This window comes from Arthrobacter sp. (assembly GCF_048266065.1).
Taxonomy (GTDB): domain Bacteria; phylum Actinomycetota; class Actinomycetes; order Actinomycetales; family Micrococcaceae; genus Arthrobacter_H.
On sequence record NZ_JBLXAH010000002.1, the window covers coordinates 118,648 to 135,924 of the forward strand.

Below are 17,277 nucleotides of genomic sequence, written 5' to 3' on the forward strand. Positions count from 1 at the left end.
GGCTACTCCTTATCCTCGTTGGTATCTACTCTACGGACTGCTCCGCGCTTCTCCCCCCGGTGCGCGCGCCGGGCGGTGATCCGGGCGTTGGCGTCCAGCACCAGCGACCGTGGCGAGTACTTTCCGCGCAGGCGCCCCCAGAATCCTACCGATGAACTCATCCCCACAAGGTGTTCGTCCACGTGCTGCCAGTAATCGGCCACCTGCGCATCGGTCGGTTCCACGTCGCCGAAGACCGCGGCGTCGGCCCGCCGGGCCAGCAGGACGCTGGTGCCCGCGGTGTCGGGGAAGTCCCCGACCAGGGACTTCGCGTTCTCCCGGCGGGTGCCCTTCGGGTCCGGGCGGGACCCCAGGTCCGTGGCCAGGGCGATGACCTCGTTCCACCCTCCGCTGACCCGGTCCCCCGGACGTGCTGCCTGCCGGCGGCGCTTGCGCCGGCGCAGCTTCAGCAGCGCGATGACCAGCAGCGGCAGCAACAGGATCGCCACGGGGATCGCGATGTAGCCGATGACCTGCAGGATCGGACCCCAGAAGGCCCAGAAGCCGTCATCGGTGTCGTCGGCATCCTGCGGATCCGGTGCGGTCTCCGGCGGGAGCTTGGCATCGTCCTGCGGCGGCGGCGGGGGCTGCAGCACCTGGGGCTGCGGCACCGACTGCGGTTCCTGCTGCGGTGGCGTCGGTTCCTTGTCCTTGTCAGGCGTCGGGGTGAAGGCCACCCAGCCGACGTTCTCGAAGTTGATCTCCACCCAGGCGTGCACGTCGGCACCCGTGAGCTGCACGGTGCCCGCAGGGTCGTACTTCTCCGGGTAGAAGCCCATCACCACGCGGGCCGGCATGCCCTGGTCGCGGGCCATCAGCGCCATCGCGACCGCGTACTGCTCGTCGTCGCCGATCATCGCGTCGGCATCCAGCAGGGCGGCGATCCGGGCTGCACCGTGCCCTGACAGGCTCGGGACCTCGTTCTCCTTGCCGTTGGAGAAGTACCCGGTCTCGTGCAGGATGCCCTCCATCGCCGCGGCCCGTTCCACCCCGGTGTCCCCGTCCCCTGCCATGTCTGCAGCCTTGCCGGAGACGACCTGCGGGACGTTGGAGAGCCGGGGCATGGTGATGTCGGACAGGCCGAAGGCCTGCAGCTTCTTGCGGTCGATCTGCACCGGGAACTCCACGTCGGCTGTGTAGGAGTCGCCGCGGTGCAACCCGGTGGTGGACAGCGCGGTTTCGGCGTCGTCGTTGTAGAACAGCGAGCGGGACAGGTCGGCGTTGCCGCCGGTGACATCGAGTCCCAGCAGCTTCCCGCCCCCGGGAACCCAGACGCCGTCGTAGCCCTCGATGGTGATGCCCAGGGTGCCGCGGGAGCGCCGTGCGTCCCGGGAGCCCGCGTCGTTGACCTGGGAGGCGTCGCCGACGGGGGTGAAGTTCCCGCCGGAGCGCGGGTCCACGTTGTAGACCAGCCCGTCGTAGGTGTCCAGGGCGGCGAGCCTGACGCGCTGGCCCTCCGGCAGCCCGGTCACCGAGAGCAGCGGTTCCTCGGTCTTGTCCTTGACGTAGGTGCGGAAGCGCATCAGCGGGCTCGGGTAGTCGTAGAGGTCGATCGGGGGCACGACGGCGTCGCGCAGCACCTGTCGCTGCTCCCCCGACTGCAGCGTGGGGGCGGCGATGGCGGTGAGGCCACCGGCGACCAGCAGCACGATCGCCTCCATCCCGACCCGGCGCAGCAGCCCCGCCCGCGCCAGGGTGGAGGCACCGGCGTCGTGCAATGACTGCATTTCGGGTCCCACGGCGCGGTCGACCTGGCGCCTCCAGGCCAGCCAGCAGACCAGTGCCATGACCAGCACCAGCCCGCGCACCAACGGCAGCGGGACCTCACGGGTGCCGAAGATGATCCCCACGACGAACATCGCGATGACCGGGATGGTGCTGAAGAACGGTGAACGCAGCCGCCAGGCGAGCAGCCCGGCGACCAGCGCGGTGACGTAGGCGCTGAGGAAGGGCACCACGAGCATGCCCGAACGGATGCCCACCGGCGGGGCGACGGTGAGGACGTCCTTCCAGGACAGCACGACGCCGGCGAGCAGGGTCCGCAGTGATTCCAGCGTGGGCAGCACCCCGGCGAAGGCCTCGGCGGGGGTGGCCAGGATGGTGCCCATCAGCAGGTAGATCCCGATGCCGATTCCCGCGGCCGGCAGGAACGCGAGCCGGTAGCGCACGATGCAGTACGCCAGCGCCAGCCCCAGCACGGCGCCGCCGATGCCTGCATAGAGGTAGCGGGCGTTGCCGCCGAAGGCCGCGTGCAACCCGAGCACCCCGAGGGTGAGGCACAGCAGCAGGACCCCGGCGTCGATGGCGCGTCGGGCGGTGGGCAGGTGGGAGCGCAGGCTCCGGGTCGGCTGGTTCACGAGGCCACCTGGTGCAGGATGAGCGGAAGTTCTGACAGGTCCCCGATCGTGAGCACCGTCAGGTCCCCGATGGTCGCCCGGGCCGGGGCCAGCCCGGTGCCGCAGCGCACGGCGAAGGCGCGGACGCCGACGGGCACGTGGGTGCTGGCACGGCGCAGCTCCGAGGGGGTGGCCACCGGACCGGTGACCAGGAAGAAGACGGAGGCGTTGGGCACCGAGTCGGCGGTGACGCGCGAGAGGTCCACCAGGTCGCTGCGCCGGGCCTTGCCCTGCACGCGGGTGAGGTCATCGAGCAGGTTCCGACCGGTTTCGGTGCGGACGGGTCCGGCCTGGGTGAGCACCGAGAGGTTGCGTTGTTCGCGCACCGCCTGCAGTCCGATCGACGCCGCCGCCGAGACAGCGAGTTCGAAGTCGTCCTCGGAAGAGTATTCGCCGGTGTTCGTGGACAGGGCGATGGCCAGGTGGGAGCGGCGGGTCTCCTCGAACTGGCGGACCATCAGCTCACCGGTGCGCGCCGTGGTCTTCCAGTGGATGTGCCGGCGGTCGTCCCCCGGGACGTAGTCGCGCAGGGCGTGGAAGGAGACGTCGGAGGAGGACAGGTCGCGGGTGGGCTGGCCTTCGAGGTCGCGGATGAACCCGGAGCTGGTCCCGCCCAGGGCGGTGGTGCGCGGGTGGACGAACAGGTCCTGGGCCTCGGTCCACTTCACCTGCCGGCGCAGCAGGCCGAAGGGGTCCTGGCGGATGGAGCGCACCGGGCCGACCTGGATCACCGCGCGGCGGTGGGTGGGGATGGTGAAGAGCTCGTCGTGGGTGGCCTGCGGGGCCAGGCGCGGGATCCTGAAGAAGGCGGTGGACGCGCCGACCGGCAGTTCCATGGACACCGGCAGCAGCGACTTGGGCGAGGCGTTCTGCACTTCCATCCCGCCCACTGCACGGTCCCCGACGGCCACCCGGGTGCGGTTCAGGTCCAGGGTGACCCGGTACACCGAGCGGCCCAGGATGAACGCGATGGCCAGCAACAACAGCAGGGCGCCGAGCAGGGCTGCGATCTTCGTCTCCTGCCAGCCGAAGATCCCCCCGAGCACGGCCAACACGATCACGACGCCGGCCAGCAGCCAGCCCAGCGGGCTGACGACCTCGGTGGCCGGCTCCAGCCGGGTGGCCACCCAGCCGGAGGCCCGCTGCCACGCGGGCTGGACCTCCAGGCGGATGAGCTTCACGATCTCGGCGGTCAGCGACGACGGATGCAGGCGCGAACGCGGGGTCGACGACGGCTTCCTGCGGGTGGCCCGCTTCCACCAGGGCGCCGTGTTGGTGCCGCGTGGTGCTGCGGAGCGTCGCCGGGGCGTGGCCCGGGCCGTGGCCGAACGCCGGCCGCTCTCCTGCGTGGGGGTGCTCATGCTGGGGTGGATACCTTCCGGCCGTGCCTAGGCGTTGGCGCCGGAGCGCTGCTGGGGTGCAGCGGTCTCCACCAGGACGCGGGAGAGCACCGAGTCGGCAGTGGCCCCGGCGAACTCGGCCTCCGGGTCCATGACGAACCGGTGGGTCCACACGTAGGGGGCGAGTTCCTTCACGTCGTCGGGCAGCACGTAGTTGCGTCCCTCGGAGGCAGCCCACACCTTGGCGGCGCGGACCATCGCCAGGGCGCCACGGACCGACACCCCCAGGCGGGTCTCCGGGGCCTCACGGGTCTGTTCGGTGAGCTCGGCGATGTAGTGCAGCACCGAATCGTCCACGTGCGTGGTGGTGGCCAGGTCGGCCATGTCGGCGATGGCGCCGGTGGTGATGATGGGCTTCAGGGCCAGCGAGCGGTCACGGGTCGAGGCACCGGAGAGCAGGTTCACCGTGGATTCGCGGTCCGGGTAGCCGATGGAGGTCTTGATCAGGAAGCGGTCCAGCTGCGCCTCGGGCAGGCGGTAGGTGCCCGCCTGCTCGATGGGGTTCTGGGTGGCGATGACCATGAACGGGCGGTCCTGCGTGTAGGTCTTGCCGTCGACGCTGACCCGGGCCTCCTCCATGACCTCCAGCAACGCCGACTGGGTCTTCGGCGAGGCACGGTTGATCTCATCGGCCAGGACGATGTTGGCGAAGATCGGGCCCTGGTGGAACTCGAAGAGCTGGGTCTTCTGGTCGTAGATGGTGATGCCGGTGACGTCGGAGGGCAGCAGGTCGGGGGTGAACTGGATGCGCGAGTTCGAGCCCTGCACGGTGGCCGAGAGCGACCGGGCCAGCATGGTCTTGCCCGTCCCCGGTGCATCCTCGAGCAGCACATGTCCCTCGGAGAGCATGGCCGTGAGGATCAGCTTGATCACGTCGGCCTTGCCGAGCACCGCCTGGCCGACGTTGGCCACCAGCTTCTCAAACGTGCCGGCAAACCATTCGGCCTGGTCGTTGGTCATCGTCGTTGTCATGCGTTTCCCCTCGGAGAACTGTAGCTGGGACGTGGGTAGTGCCTAGAAGTTGACTTCATTGGATTTCACCCCGCCGAAGATTGCATAGAACGGCGCACCGTTGATCGCACCCGGGGTGACCCAGCAGGATAGATCTTTATCGTAGGTACCGGCCGCGGTTGTCTTTACGGTCTTGGTGGAACCAATTTGGTTATTATGCTGGGCCATGCAGTTCGCTGAGTACTCAGTTGCAGCATCGAACCCGGACGCCTTCACGTGGTACTTGTAGCAGTTTCGCGACCCCTGGCAGTCTCCAGCATTCACTTTGTCGCCACGAGTGAGGACGACCTGCTTCTTGGGAGCCGGCGGTGGTGGTTTGGGATTCGATTTCTCTTCGATCGACCAGCTCGCTTTTTGACCTGCCTCGTCCGTGGCCGTGATCGTCAGCTTCTTCGTGGTGTCCCACCCGACGTTTACTTTTTCGGTGCCATCGTTCTTCGTCGTTGTACCGCTGATGGAAGCCCTCAGAGTGACCTTGCGCCCGTTGGCGTATGAAGCCGCCGAGGAATTCCAACCGAACTTGATCCAGTCGTCACCATGGGATGCCGACCGTCCACCACCATCGCGCAATGGTCCGTAGGAACTGGTGGCATTCGACGCGCTACTCGGATTGCCGGCTCCTGCGGCGTTGAGAGCACGGACCCGCCACGAGTGGGAGGCGCCGTTGGCGTTCGTGGTGATGACCGCGCCGGGGCCCGAAAGCGACTGCCAGGCCCCGCCGTCGGTGGAGTACTGGTACCCGGTGATCGCCGAACCGTTGGCCGCCGGCTTGGAGAAATTCAACTGGACCTTGTTGTTCGCCCCGGTGGCCTTGGCACTGGGCTTGCCGATCGTCTTGGGCCGCCCATACGGAGTCACTGCCGTTGAGTTGCCGCTCGACGGCGAGGTTCCAACACGGTTCTTTGCGGTGACCGTGAACGAATACGAGGCAGTGGTCTTCAACCCCGTGACTGTTTGTTCGGTGCTGCCGGACCCAACGCTGATCGAGCGGACCGTTGAGCCGCCTTGGTGGACCTTCAACGTGTAGCCCTGGATCGGGGCACCATTGTCACCCGGAGCGTTCCAATTCACGTTCACCACACCGCCATTGACGTTGGACTGTGACCGCACCGCAGTGGGGGCGGCCGGCTGGAATGGCTTGCCGGCAGGAATCACCGACGCGGAATACGTGCTCCACTGGGACGGCTTGTCTGCCTTGTTCACTGCCTGGACCCGGAACTGGTAGGAGACCCCGTTCTTCAGTCCCTTCCAGGTGTGGCTGGTCCCGGTCACCCCGGAGACCTGGCTGACGCCGGATGCCGGCGCGGGAGAGATCTCCAGGTTGTAACTGGTGACCGCCGATCCGCGGCTGACCGGCTTGTTCCACTTCACGGAAACCTGTTCGTCCCCCGAGGTGCTGGCCGGTGCCCCCGGCTGTTCCGGCTCGACGTCGGGACGGGCATCGGCCGATGCCGCCGAGGCCTCCGACTCGCCCACCGCGTTCGTCGCGGTGACGGTGAAGTTGTAGACGTGGTCGTTCTTCAACCCGGTGATCGTGCACGTGGTCGTCTGGCAGGTCTGCTTCACGCCATCGCCGGAGACCGTGTAGGACTCGATCGGGGCGCCGTTGTTCGACGGTGCATCCCAGCTGATCACAGCCTTGGAGTCGCCCGTCGACTCGACCAGGGGCAGCCCCGGCGCGTCCGGCTTGCCCTTCACGTTCAGGGTCACCGTACCGACCGCCTGACGATCCGTGTCCTCGGTCACGTCGCCGATCTTGTACTGGACGGTCATGGTGCCGACGAAGTTGTCGTTTGGCGTGATTTTCAACTTGTCGCCGGCAATGGCCACTGCGCCGTCTCCGTTTGTTCCACCAGTGCCCGTATAGGCATCGACGATCTTCAGCGGTCCCTTGTCCGCGTACGGGTTGTGGTCGTTGGCCAGCACGTCGACGACTTCGGTCCGGCCCTGGTGGGCGTCCGCAACTGTGTCGTCGTTGGCGACGGGCTTCTCCCGCGTCGAGGCGAGCACGTTCACGGTGATGTTGGCCGAGACGGGGTCGTTGTGCCCATCGGAGACGGAGACCTTGACCGAGCCCTTCGTGCCCTTGGGGGTCTTGGCGTCGGCTTCCGCGGTGAGGATGTGTCCGTCGGCCAGGCCCACCTTGACGCCTGCGATGTTCGATTCGCCGACGGAGAACTTGAGCTTGCCGACGTCGTCCTTGTCGGGGTCGCTGGCGATTTGCCGCAGGTCAAGCCGGGCCGCGTCCTCGCCTTGGGCGACGTCCAGCGAGTTGGACTGGATCGTCGGCGGCTTGTTTTCCTCGGGACGGGGCAGCACCTTGATCGGGATGGAGAGCACGCTGGTGAGCCCATCGCGGTCATCCGGTCCGGAGCCGTCGGTGACCTCGACGGTGACGGAGGCCGGGCCCGAGTACTTCTTGTCGGCCTTGAAGGTCAGTTCCGTGGCGGACTTGACCAGGGGGCCGTCGTTCTCGGGGACCGACTTGACCTTGTTCTCGTCCGTCAGGCGCGGCTTGTGGCCGTCGCGGACCTGGACCAGCTCATTGAGGTCGAGCTTCAGGGTCTCCCCCGCCATGATTTCGTGGGCCTTGTCGCTGCGCAGCACCGGGCGGGCGCCGCCGGCGCCGGGGACGAGGGCGAAGGCAGTGGACTTCAGGTCGTCCTGGTCGGTGATCGTGTAGGCGATGACCTGGGACTTGTCCCCGATCTTGACCTTGAGCCGGTTGTCACCGGTGACGCTGGCCGTACCGGGCTTGTCCGGCAGCGTGATCTTCAGGTCATCGACCCGGCCATCGGGGTCCTCGTCGTTTTCGAGGATGGGCAGCGTGATGTCGTCCTTGCCGGCGATTTCCTGCAGCGTGGCCCGGTCATCGCGGGCAATCGGTGCCAGGAGCTTGGCTTCCGGGTCGGCCTGGACGGTGAGGGTGGCGCTGGCGGTCCCGCCGCGTCCATCGGAGATGTTGTACCGGATGGACAGGGATCCCTTTTCCTTCGGCGAGGTGACCTGGATGCGGCCGTTGACGACCTTCGCATCGACGCCGTCGGAGGCGCGGAGGTCATCGACCAGCGTGGTGCGGTCGCCGTCGGGGTCGGTGTCGTTGGACATGACGTCCACGGAGACCGGACGGTCCGGGCGGACCGTGATGGAGTCGTTGACTGCCACCGGCGGATTGTTCGTCGAGGACAACGGGGCCACGCCGACCATCACGGTTCCGGTGGCCCGCGCGCCGAGGCGGTCCTCGACGACGTAGGAGAAGACGTCGGTGCCGGAGGCGGACTTGCTCGCCGTGTATTCGATCGAGGATCCCTTGACCTTCGCCGAGCCCAGTTTCGGTGCCGAGCCCAACTGCACGAGCGTCACCGAATCGCCATCGGGGTCGATGCCGCCCAGCGGGACCTGGATGGCAGTGGTGCCTCCGGCGAACACCCGTCCGGTCACCTGTTCCGGTGACGGTGGCGCGTTGGTGGCCAGGTCGACGGGTTGGACGTGGAAGTTCACCCGGGCGTTGGCCTCCTGCCCATCGGGGCCGGCGACCGTGTAGACGGCGGAGACGGTATGCGGTTTGCCGTCGAATTCCCCGGCGCGGAAGCGCACGGTGTCATCGGCGACGCTGATCAGCGAACCGTCGCCGAGGTTGTCGGCTTCCTTCAATCCGGGCCGCAACGTGAGTTCTGCACCATTGGGGTGCACGTCGTTTTCCAGCACGTCCACGGTCGCCACGTCACCGGCGCGCACGACGACGTCATCCGGGTTCGGGCGCGGTGGATCGAGTTTCGGCGGGGCGGGCACGGGGATCACGTTGATCTCACCGGTGGAGACGCCATTGCCGTTGGAGACCGTGTACTTGACCTTGGTCGGCTCGGTCAGGCCGCGCACGTCGGTGACGCGGACAAAGCTGTTGCGTTCCACGGAGACAGTGAACGGTGCGTCGTCGGGGACCTCGGCGCCGGTGAGGACCAGGACTCCGCCGGCCGGATCGGAGTCGTTGCCCAGGACGTTGACCAGCACGTCCTGGCCCGCCGGGAGCAGGGCGACGTCACGCACTGCGACGGGGTTGCCGGAGTTCTGCTCGGGATCCTTGACGTCGATGCGGATCAGGCCCGGGGCACTGGCGGGGCCGTTGGTGGCGACATACTTCGCGTAGAAGGTTCCGGTGCGCTGTCCGCGGATGGTGACAGTCCCGGTGTCGGAGTTGCTCTTCAGGTCCAGGCCGTTGACCGTTTCGACGTTGGCCAGGCGCAGTTCGGTGCCGCTGGGGTCGGTGTCGTTCTCCAGTGGCGAGAAGGTGACCTCCTCGCCGACGTTGGCGGTGACGTGGTCGGTGGCGGTCACCGGGGGCGTCGCGGATTTGGGCAGGACCTCGACGATGACCCGGCCCTGCGCGCCCTCGCGTCCGTCGGAGACCTGGACGGTGATTTCCTTGCGGCCGACCTTCTTGCCGTTGTCCTGGAACGTCAAGGCGCCGTCGGGGCGGACCCGGACGATGTCCTTGTCCTCGCTGGAGCCGCCCAGGAGCTGGAGGTCGTCCCCGTCGGGGTCCTTCCAGTCGCTGAGGATGTCCTGGGTGATGGATTCGCCCTGCTGCACGCGCAGGGTGGTGATGCGTTCCTGGGTGGGCTTGTGGTTCTCGCCCTCCGGGACCACATGGACGGTGGCGGTTCCGGTGGCCTGGCCGCCGCGTCCGTCGTCGGCCTTGTAGGTGAAGGAGGTGCGACCCTTCGCGTCGTCGGGGACGACCACCTGGAAACCTGTGTTGTCGTGGATCTGCTGCAGGGTGCCGATGGAGGGCTGCTTGCCTTCCAGCGAGGCGGTCAGCAGGTCGCCGTCGGGGTCCACGTCGTTGAAGAGCACGGGCAGGGCAGTGGTCCGGCCGGCCCGAACGCCGAAGTCATCCGGCTTGGTGATGGGCTTCTTGTTGTCCTTGGTCCGGTTCGGCAGTTCGATGGCGTCGGTGATCTCCTTGGAGTCCTCCTTCTTCGCCTCGCCCTTGCCCTTGGGCGGTTCCAGGTCGCTCCAGTTGCTGACGATCTGCATGCCGTCGTTGACCAACCACACCTGGCCCGAGGTGACGTCGTTGAGGACCACCACATCGCGGTTGACCCGGAACTTCAGCTCAGCGGTGCTGGGCATCTCCGGGACCTTCTGTGCCACGTCCTGGCCGTCGTCCTCGCAGTCGCGGATGTATTCGGCGTTGCCCTGCCAGGCAGCGTAGGTGCACTCCCCGACGCGGACCGGCTGGATCGGGGTGCCGCTGGATTCCAGCGGCTGGTAGGCCGCTTCGCCGCCGCGCGTCGGCACGTTGGCCAGCTTGTTGCCCAGCGCAATGGCGACGTGGTCGGCGTCGGGGCCCGGGGCCTGGAGCTGGCCGCCCGACGGATCCACGACGGTGGATTCCTTCCCGTCGGAGGTCAGGACGGTTCCCGAGGTCTCATCGAAGAGCACGGCGGTGTCACCGACGACGGTGAGCTGGTACTTGGACCCGCTGGCGATGCCGTCGACCTGCTTTTCGGACTCCTGGGAGAACGTCCCATCGGGTTGGCGGGTCCAGCTGATGAACTTCCACGCGTCGACGTCCACGGCCCAGACCCGGTCATCCTGCCCGACGGCGGTGAGGACCTTGCCCTGGGCATCGATCAGGGGCGGGGTGTCCTGGGAGGCGAAGCTGCCCAGGTCCTCGGTGGCGGTTGCGTAGACGATGCCGTGCTCCGCGTCGGCCACGGAGACCACATCGGTGCCGTAGGAGAAGGAGGAGTTGGCTGGCAGGGCGTTGTCGTCGGCGAACTGGACCATGGCCGGGTCGATCGTGGTCAGCGCGCCCTGTTCCTTGTTGCGCACGAAGACGCTGTCGGCGTTCTGTTCCAGGTCGTAGTTCGGCAGCGGGGTGAGGACTCCCCCATCGAGGACCTTGGACTGGTAGTTGAGGTGCCCGACCTTGTTCAGGGTCTTGTTGACGACCCACACACCGCCGTCGTTCAGATCGACGTCGGCTGTCTTGAAACCCGGGTAGATGATCGCCCCGGTGACGGCCAGTGCGGAGACCACGGAGACGGCGGCTGCCTTGAATCCGGTGCTTTTGCCCGGGCTCGTTCCCCATCGGGACATGTTCTGGCTTCCTCATCCAACGTCGTTCTTCCGTGCCCCCCAACGGGACGCAGAACCGGCCACCGTCGATTCTAAAGGATGGATGAAATCGGCGATATGGGGAGAACTCCCCATCCGCCGAGTCTCATACCAGCAAACACACAGGTTCCCCCCAGATAATCGACCGCCCAGTGAATCTCGGAGGTGCCCGTACCTAGTCAGCGTACGGCCAGGTCCAATCCTCGTTGGACCACTCGGTGAGACTTCCCTTGGTCATTTTGATGCTCAGGGGAAGGTTTTCATTCTTCGCGTTCTTGCAATTCAGCGGGGCCCGCTTCTTCCCGCTGCCATCGATTTCCACCAGGGTGGTGTTCTCGTTGATCTTGCGGCGTCCGCCATCCCCATAGCACGTGGCCGTCCACGTCCCGGCATAGTTCCTGGTGTAGCCGTGCACGTCTACGTCGATCTGCGTGCATTCCGTTCCGCAACCCGACGCCGGTTTTCCGGCGACGATCTTGGTGCGCGGGTTCGGCGCGGGTGTCTGCTTTTTCGACGTCCCGGCAACCGACCAGCTTTGCTTCTGTCCAGCAGCATCCGTTGCCGTGATGGTCAGGGTCAGCTTTTGCTCCCGGTCGGGATCCAGACTGCCGGCAGTGTAGCTGCCCTTCGAGGCATTGACCGATCCCACCCCGCCGTTGATGGACGCCTTGAGCGTGGTCTTGCGCCCGTTGTCATAGGCGCCCACGTTGCCGTTCCAATTGAAGGTGACGGACTTGGTGGTGCTGGAGGACTTCCTGCCCCCTCCATCGCGTAGCGGGCCATAGGAGCTCGTGGAGTTGGAGGCGCGGCTGGGATCACCGGCCCCTGCCGCGTTGAGGGCACGCACCCGCCACGAGTGTGGCGATCCGTTCCTGTCCGTGGCGATGACCGACCCGGACCCACCAATGGACTTCCAGGCCCCGCCGTCAGTGGAGTACTGATATCCGGTGATCGCCGAGCCGTTGGCAGCAGGTTTTTGGAAGGACAACTTGACCTGGTTGTTCGCGCCCGTGGCGGCCGCCGTCGGCTTGCCGATCGCCTTGGGTCGGCCGTAGGGGGTGACTGCCGTCGACCGGCCGCTCTCGGGGGAAGTGCCCACTTTGTTCTTCGCCACGACGGAGAAGGTGTAGGAGCCGGTGGTCTTCAGCCCGGTGACTGCCTGCTGCGTCGCGGTGGAAGAGACGGTCCGCACCACGGATCCCCCCTCATGGACCTTGAGCGTGTAGCCCTGGATGGCCGCACCATTGTTGTTCGGTGCCTTCCAGTCCACGTTGACGACCCCGCCATTGACGTTGGACTGGGAGCGGACGGCGACGGGCGCCGTCGGCTTGAACGGCTTGCCGGCCGGGATCACCGACGCGGAGTAGGTGCTCCATTGCGAGGGACGGTCCGCCTTGTTCACTGCCTGGACGCGGAATTGGTAGGACACCCCGTTCTTCAGCCCCTTCCACGTGTGGCTGGTTCCGGAAATGCCAGCCACCTGGCTGACGCCCGTTGCCGGTGCCGGAGAGATTTCGAGCGAGTATCCGGTCACCGCGGAACCACGGCTCTCCGGGGCCCTCCACGTGACGGTCGCCTGCTCGTCACCCGATATCGTCGTCGGCGCCCCCGGCTGTTCCGGTTCAACATCGGGCCGGGCATCGGCGGATGCCGCAGACGCCTCGGATTCACCCACGGCATTGGTGGCGGTGACGGTGAAGTTGTAGACGTGGTCGTTCTTCAGGCCAGCGATCGTGCAGGTGGTTGTTTGGCAGGTCTGCTCCACGCCGTCCCCGGCCACGGTGTAGGACTCGACGGGGGCGCCGTTGTTCGACGGCGCATCCCAGCTCAGGACCACCTTCCCGTCACCGGTCGATTCCACCAGCGGCAGGCCGGGGGCATCCGGCTTGCCCTTGACGTTGAGGGTGACGTTGCCGGTGGCCCGCCGGTCGGGATCCTCGGTCACATCGCCGATCGTGTACTGGACGGTCAGCGTCCCGACGAAGTTCTTCGCGGGGGTGACGGCTACCTTTCCACCGCGGATCTCGGCGCCGCCCTCCCCCTGCTGCCCGGTGACACCGATGAGCTCCAGGGGCCCTTCATCGGCGTACGGGTTGTGGTCGTTGGCCAGCACATCGATGACTTCCGTGCGGCCCTGCTGGGCCTCGTCGACGGTGTCATCATTGGCGACGGGCTTCTCGCGGGTGGAAGCCAGGACATTGATCGCGATATTGGCCGAGACCGGGTCGTTCTCTCCGTCGGTCACGGATACCCTGACGGCTCCCTGGGTCCCCTTCGGGGTCTTGGCATCGGCTTCGGCCGTCAGGATGTGGCCATCCACCAGCTTCACGTCCACCCCATCGATGCTCGACTCGCCCACGGAGAACGCGAGTCTCCCCGCGTCGTCGGGGTCCGGGTCGCTGGCGATCTGGCGCAGGTCCAGTCGTGCCGGGTCTTCGCCTTGGGCCACGTCCAGGGAGTTGGATTGGATCGTCGGGGGCTTGTTGTCCTCCGGGCGCGGCAGCACCTTGATCGGGATGGAAAGCACGCTGGTGAGTCCATCCCGATCGTCCGGGCCGGACCCGTCCGTGACCTCGACCGTGACGGAGGCCGGTCCCGAGTATTCCTTGTCTGCCGTGAAAGTCAGGGCCGTGGCCGATTTGACCAGTTCGCCGTCGTTCTCCGGCACGGAGGTGACCTTGTCTTCCTCGGTGAGCCGCGGCTTGTGTCCCTCGCGGACCTGGACGATGTCGCCGAGGTCCAGCTTGAGGGTCTCCCCCGCCATGATCTCCTGGGGTTTGTCGCTGCGCAGCACCGGACGCGCCCCGCCGGCACCGGGAACGATGGCGAACGCCGTGGATTCCAGCTCGTCCTGGTCGGTGATCGTGTAGGCGATGACCTGGGACTTGTCCCCCACCTTGACCTTGAGCTGGTTGTCACCGGTGATGCTGGCCGAGCCCGGTTGATCCGGCAGGGACACCTTGAGAGCGTCGACGCGCCCATCCGGGTCCTCGTCGTTCTCCAGGATCGGAAGGGTGACCTCGTCCTTGCCGACCGTCTCCTGCAGGGAGGCGCGGTCGTCGCGGGCGATCGGTGCCAACAGCTTCGCCTCAGGGTCCGCCTCGACGGTCAACGTGGCACTAGCCGTTCCGCCCCGGCCATCACCGATGTTGTAGCGGATCGACAACGAGCCCTTTTGCTTGGGCGAGGTCACCTGGATGCGTCCGTTGACGACCTTGGCATCGACGCCATCGGAGGCACGGAGATCGTCGACGAGCGTGGTGCGGTCTCCGTCCGGATCGGAGTCATTGGACATCACATCAACCGCAACCGGGCGGTCGGGGCGCACGGTGATGGAGTCGTTGACCGCGGTCGGCGGGTTGTTCTCCGACGACAGCGGGGCAATGCCGACCATCACCGTCCCGGTGGCGCGGGCGCCCAGCCGGTCCTCGACGACGTAGGAGAACACATCGGTTCCCGAGGCCGTGTTGCTCGCCGTGTACTCGATCGAGGAACCCTTGACCTTGACCGAACCCAGCTTCGGAGCCTCACCCAATTGCACCAGGGTGACGGAGTCCCCGTCCGGGTCGATGCCGCCCAGCGGGATCTGGATGGCGGTGGTGCCGCCGGCGAAGACCCGGCCCGTCACCTGTTCGGGCGACGGCGGCGCATTCGATTCCAGATCCACCGGTTGGACGTGGAAGTTGATCCGCGCGTTGGCCTCCTGCCCGTCGGGGCCGGCGACCGTGTAGACGGCCGATACCGTCCGTGGTTTGCCGTCGAATTCGCCGGAGCGGAAGCGCACGGTGTCGTCGGCGACGCTGACCAGCGACCCCTCGCCCAGGCTGTCCGCTTCCTTCAGACCCGGCCGCAGGGTCAACTCGGCACCGTTGGGGTGGATGTCGTTCTCCAGCACGTCGACCCTGGCGACGTCTCCGGCCCGGACGACGACGTCATCCGGGTTGGGCCGCGGTGGATCCAGCTTCGGTGGCGCCGGGACGGGGATCACATTGATCTCACCGGTGGAGGCGCCGTTGCCGTTGGAGACCGTGTACTTCACCTTGGTTGGTTCGGTCAGTCCGCGCACGTCGGTGACGCGGACAAAGCTGTTGCGTTCCACCGAGACGGTGAATGGGGCATCGTCGGGGACGTCGGCACCGATGAGGACCAGGACCCCGCCTGCCGGGTCGGAGTCGTTGCCCAGGACATTGACCAGGACGTCCTGGCCGGCGGGAAGCAAGGCAACGTCGCGGACTGCGACGGGGTTGCCCGAATTCTGCTCGGGGTCCTTCACGTCGATGCGGATCAGCCCCGGGGCACTGGCTGGCCCGTTGGTGGCGACGTATTTCGCGTAGAACGTCCCGGCCCGTTGGCCACGGATGGTGACGGTGCCGGTATCCGAGTTGCTCTTCAGCTCCACTCCGTTCACCGATTCGACGTTGGCCAACCGCAATTCCGTCCCGCTGGGATCGGCATCGTTCTCCAACGGCGAGAAGGTCACTTCCTCCCCGACGTTCGCGGTCACATGGTCCGTAGCGGTCACCGGAGGCGTGGCGGATTTGGCCAGCGTCTCCACCACGATGCGACCTTGGGCCCCCTCGCGTCCGTCGGAGACCTGGACGGTGATCTCCTTGCGGCCGACCTTCTTGCCGTTGTCCTGGAACGTCAGCGCCCCGTCGGGCCGGACGCGGACGACGTCCTGGTCCTCGCTGGAGGCGCCGAGGAGCTGGAGGTCATCACCGTCCGGGTCCTTCCAATCGCTCAACACATCCTGGGTGACGGATTCGCCCTGCTGGACGCGCAGGGTCGTCACGCGATCCTGGGTGGGCTTCTGGTTTTCACCCTCCGGAACCACCCGGATGCCGGCGGTGCCCGTCGCCCGGCCGCCACGACCATCGTTCGCTTCATAGGTGAACGAGGTGCGGCCGGAGGCGTCCGCGGGCACGACGAGCTGGAAGCCCGTGCCGTCATGGATCTGCTGCAGCGTCCCGACAGACGGTTGTTTTCCCTGCAGGCCCGCCGTGAGGAGGTCGCCGTCGGGATCCACGTCGTTGAACAGGACCGGCAATGCGGTGGTGCGCCCGGCCCGGACACCGAAGTCATCGGGTTTGGTGATGGGTTTCTTGTTGTCCTTGGTGCGGTTGGGCAACTCGATGGCGTCGGTGACCTCCTTGGAGTCCTCCTTCTTCGCCTCGCCCTTGCCCTTCGGCGGTTCCAGGTCGCTCCAGTTGCTGACGATCTGCATGCCTTCGTTGACCAGCCACACCTGGCCGGACGCCACGTCATTGAGCACGACGACGTCGCGGTTGACCCGGAATTTCAATTCAGCGGTGCTGGGCATTTCCGGAACTGTCTGGGAGACGTCCTGTCCGTCGTCTTCGCAATCACGCAGGTACTCCCCGCTCCCCTGCCAGGCGGCGTAGGTGCAGTCACCGACCCGAACCGGCTGGATGGGTGTCCCGCCAGACTTCAACGGCTGGTACTCCGGTTCGCCGCCGCCCAGGGGAACGTTGGCCAGCTTGTTGCCCAGTGCGATAGCCGCGTGGCCGGCGTCCGGCCCAGGGGCCTGCAGCTTCCCGCCGACGGGGTCCACGACCGTGGACGTCTTTCCCGTCGAGGTGAACACCGTGCCGGTGCCCTCGTCAAAGAGGACTGCCGTGTCACCGACCACGGTGAGCTGGAGTTTGGCCCCTCCGGGGATCGCGTCGACATGCTTCTTCGATTCCTCGCGGAACGATCCGTCAGGCTGCCGGGTCCAGCTGATGAAGTCCTGCGCATCGACGTCCACGGCCCACACCCGGTCGTCCTCGCCCACGGCCGTGAGGACCTTGCCCTGGGCGTCGATCAGGGGCGGGGTGTCCTGGGAGGCAAAGCTTCCAAGCTCGTCGGTCCCGGTGGCGTAGACGATGCCGTGATCGGCATCGGCTACGGAGACGACTCCTGTCCCGTGCGAGAAGGAAGAGTTGGCCGGCAGGGCGTTGTCGTCGGCGAACTGGACCATGGCCGGATCGATCGTCGTCAGGGCGCCCTGTTCCAGGTTGCGCACGAAGACCTGGTTGGCGTTCTGCTCGAGGTCGTAGTCCGGAAGGGGGGTGAGGATCCCGCCGTCGAGCACCTTGGACTGGTAGTTGAGGTGGCCCACCTTGTTCAGCGTCTTGTTGACCACCCACACGCCGCCGTCGTTCAGATCGACGTCGGCGGTCTTGAATCCGGGGTAGATGATCGCCCCGGTGATGGCCAATGCCGAGACCACCGACACCGCGGCCGCCCTGAAGCCCGTGCTCTTGCCTGGGCGCGTTCCCCATCGGGACATGTTCTATGGTCCTCAT

At 66.8% G+C, this 17,277-nt stretch carries 5 protein-coding genes; all 5 read right to left on the reverse strand.

The window, feature by feature from the left end; genetic code table 11:
* Positions 1-2 precede the first annotated feature (2 nt).
* The 5 genes from ACN0TP_RS03710 to ACN0TP_RS03730 all read right to left on the reverse strand — a co-directional run bounded on the left by ACN0TP_RS03710 (position 3) and on the right by ACN0TP_RS03730 (position 17,261).
* Positions 3-2,396: a transglutaminaseTgpA domain-containing protein gene (locus ACN0TP_RS03710; protein ID WP_417216800.1), complete on the reverse strand. Its 2,394-nt coding sequence runs from the start codon at positions 2,394-2,396 to the stop codon at positions 3-5.
* Positions 2,393-3,796, reverse strand: a complete 1,404-nt coding sequence (locus ACN0TP_RS03715; protein WP_417216802.1) for a DUF58 domain-containing protein — start codon at positions 3,794-3,796, stop codon at positions 2,393-2,395. The genes ACN0TP_RS03710 and ACN0TP_RS03715 overlap by 4 nt, the downstream gene beginning before the upstream one ends.
* Positions 3,797-3,823: 27 nt before the next feature.
* The gene (locus ACN0TP_RS03720; protein WP_417216805.1) at positions 3,824-4,807 is read right to left on the reverse strand and encodes an AAA family ATPase; all 984 of its coding nucleotides are present in this window, start codon (positions 4,805-4,807) and stop codon (positions 3,824-3,826) included.
* Between the two features lie 42 nt (positions 4,808-4,849).
* Positions 4,850-10,951 (reverse strand): Ig-like domain-containing protein, encoded by a 6,102-nt coding sequence (locus tag ACN0TP_RS03725; RefSeq protein WP_417216808.1) that lies wholly within the window; start codon positions 10,949-10,951, stop codon positions 4,850-4,852.
* A gap of 193 nt (positions 10,952-11,144) precedes the next feature.
* Entirely contained in the window at positions 11,145-17,261 is a 6,117-nt protein-coding gene (locus tag ACN0TP_RS03730) for an Ig-like domain-containing protein (protein ID WP_417216811.1), read from the reverse strand.
* Positions 17,262-17,277: the final 16 nt, after the last annotated feature.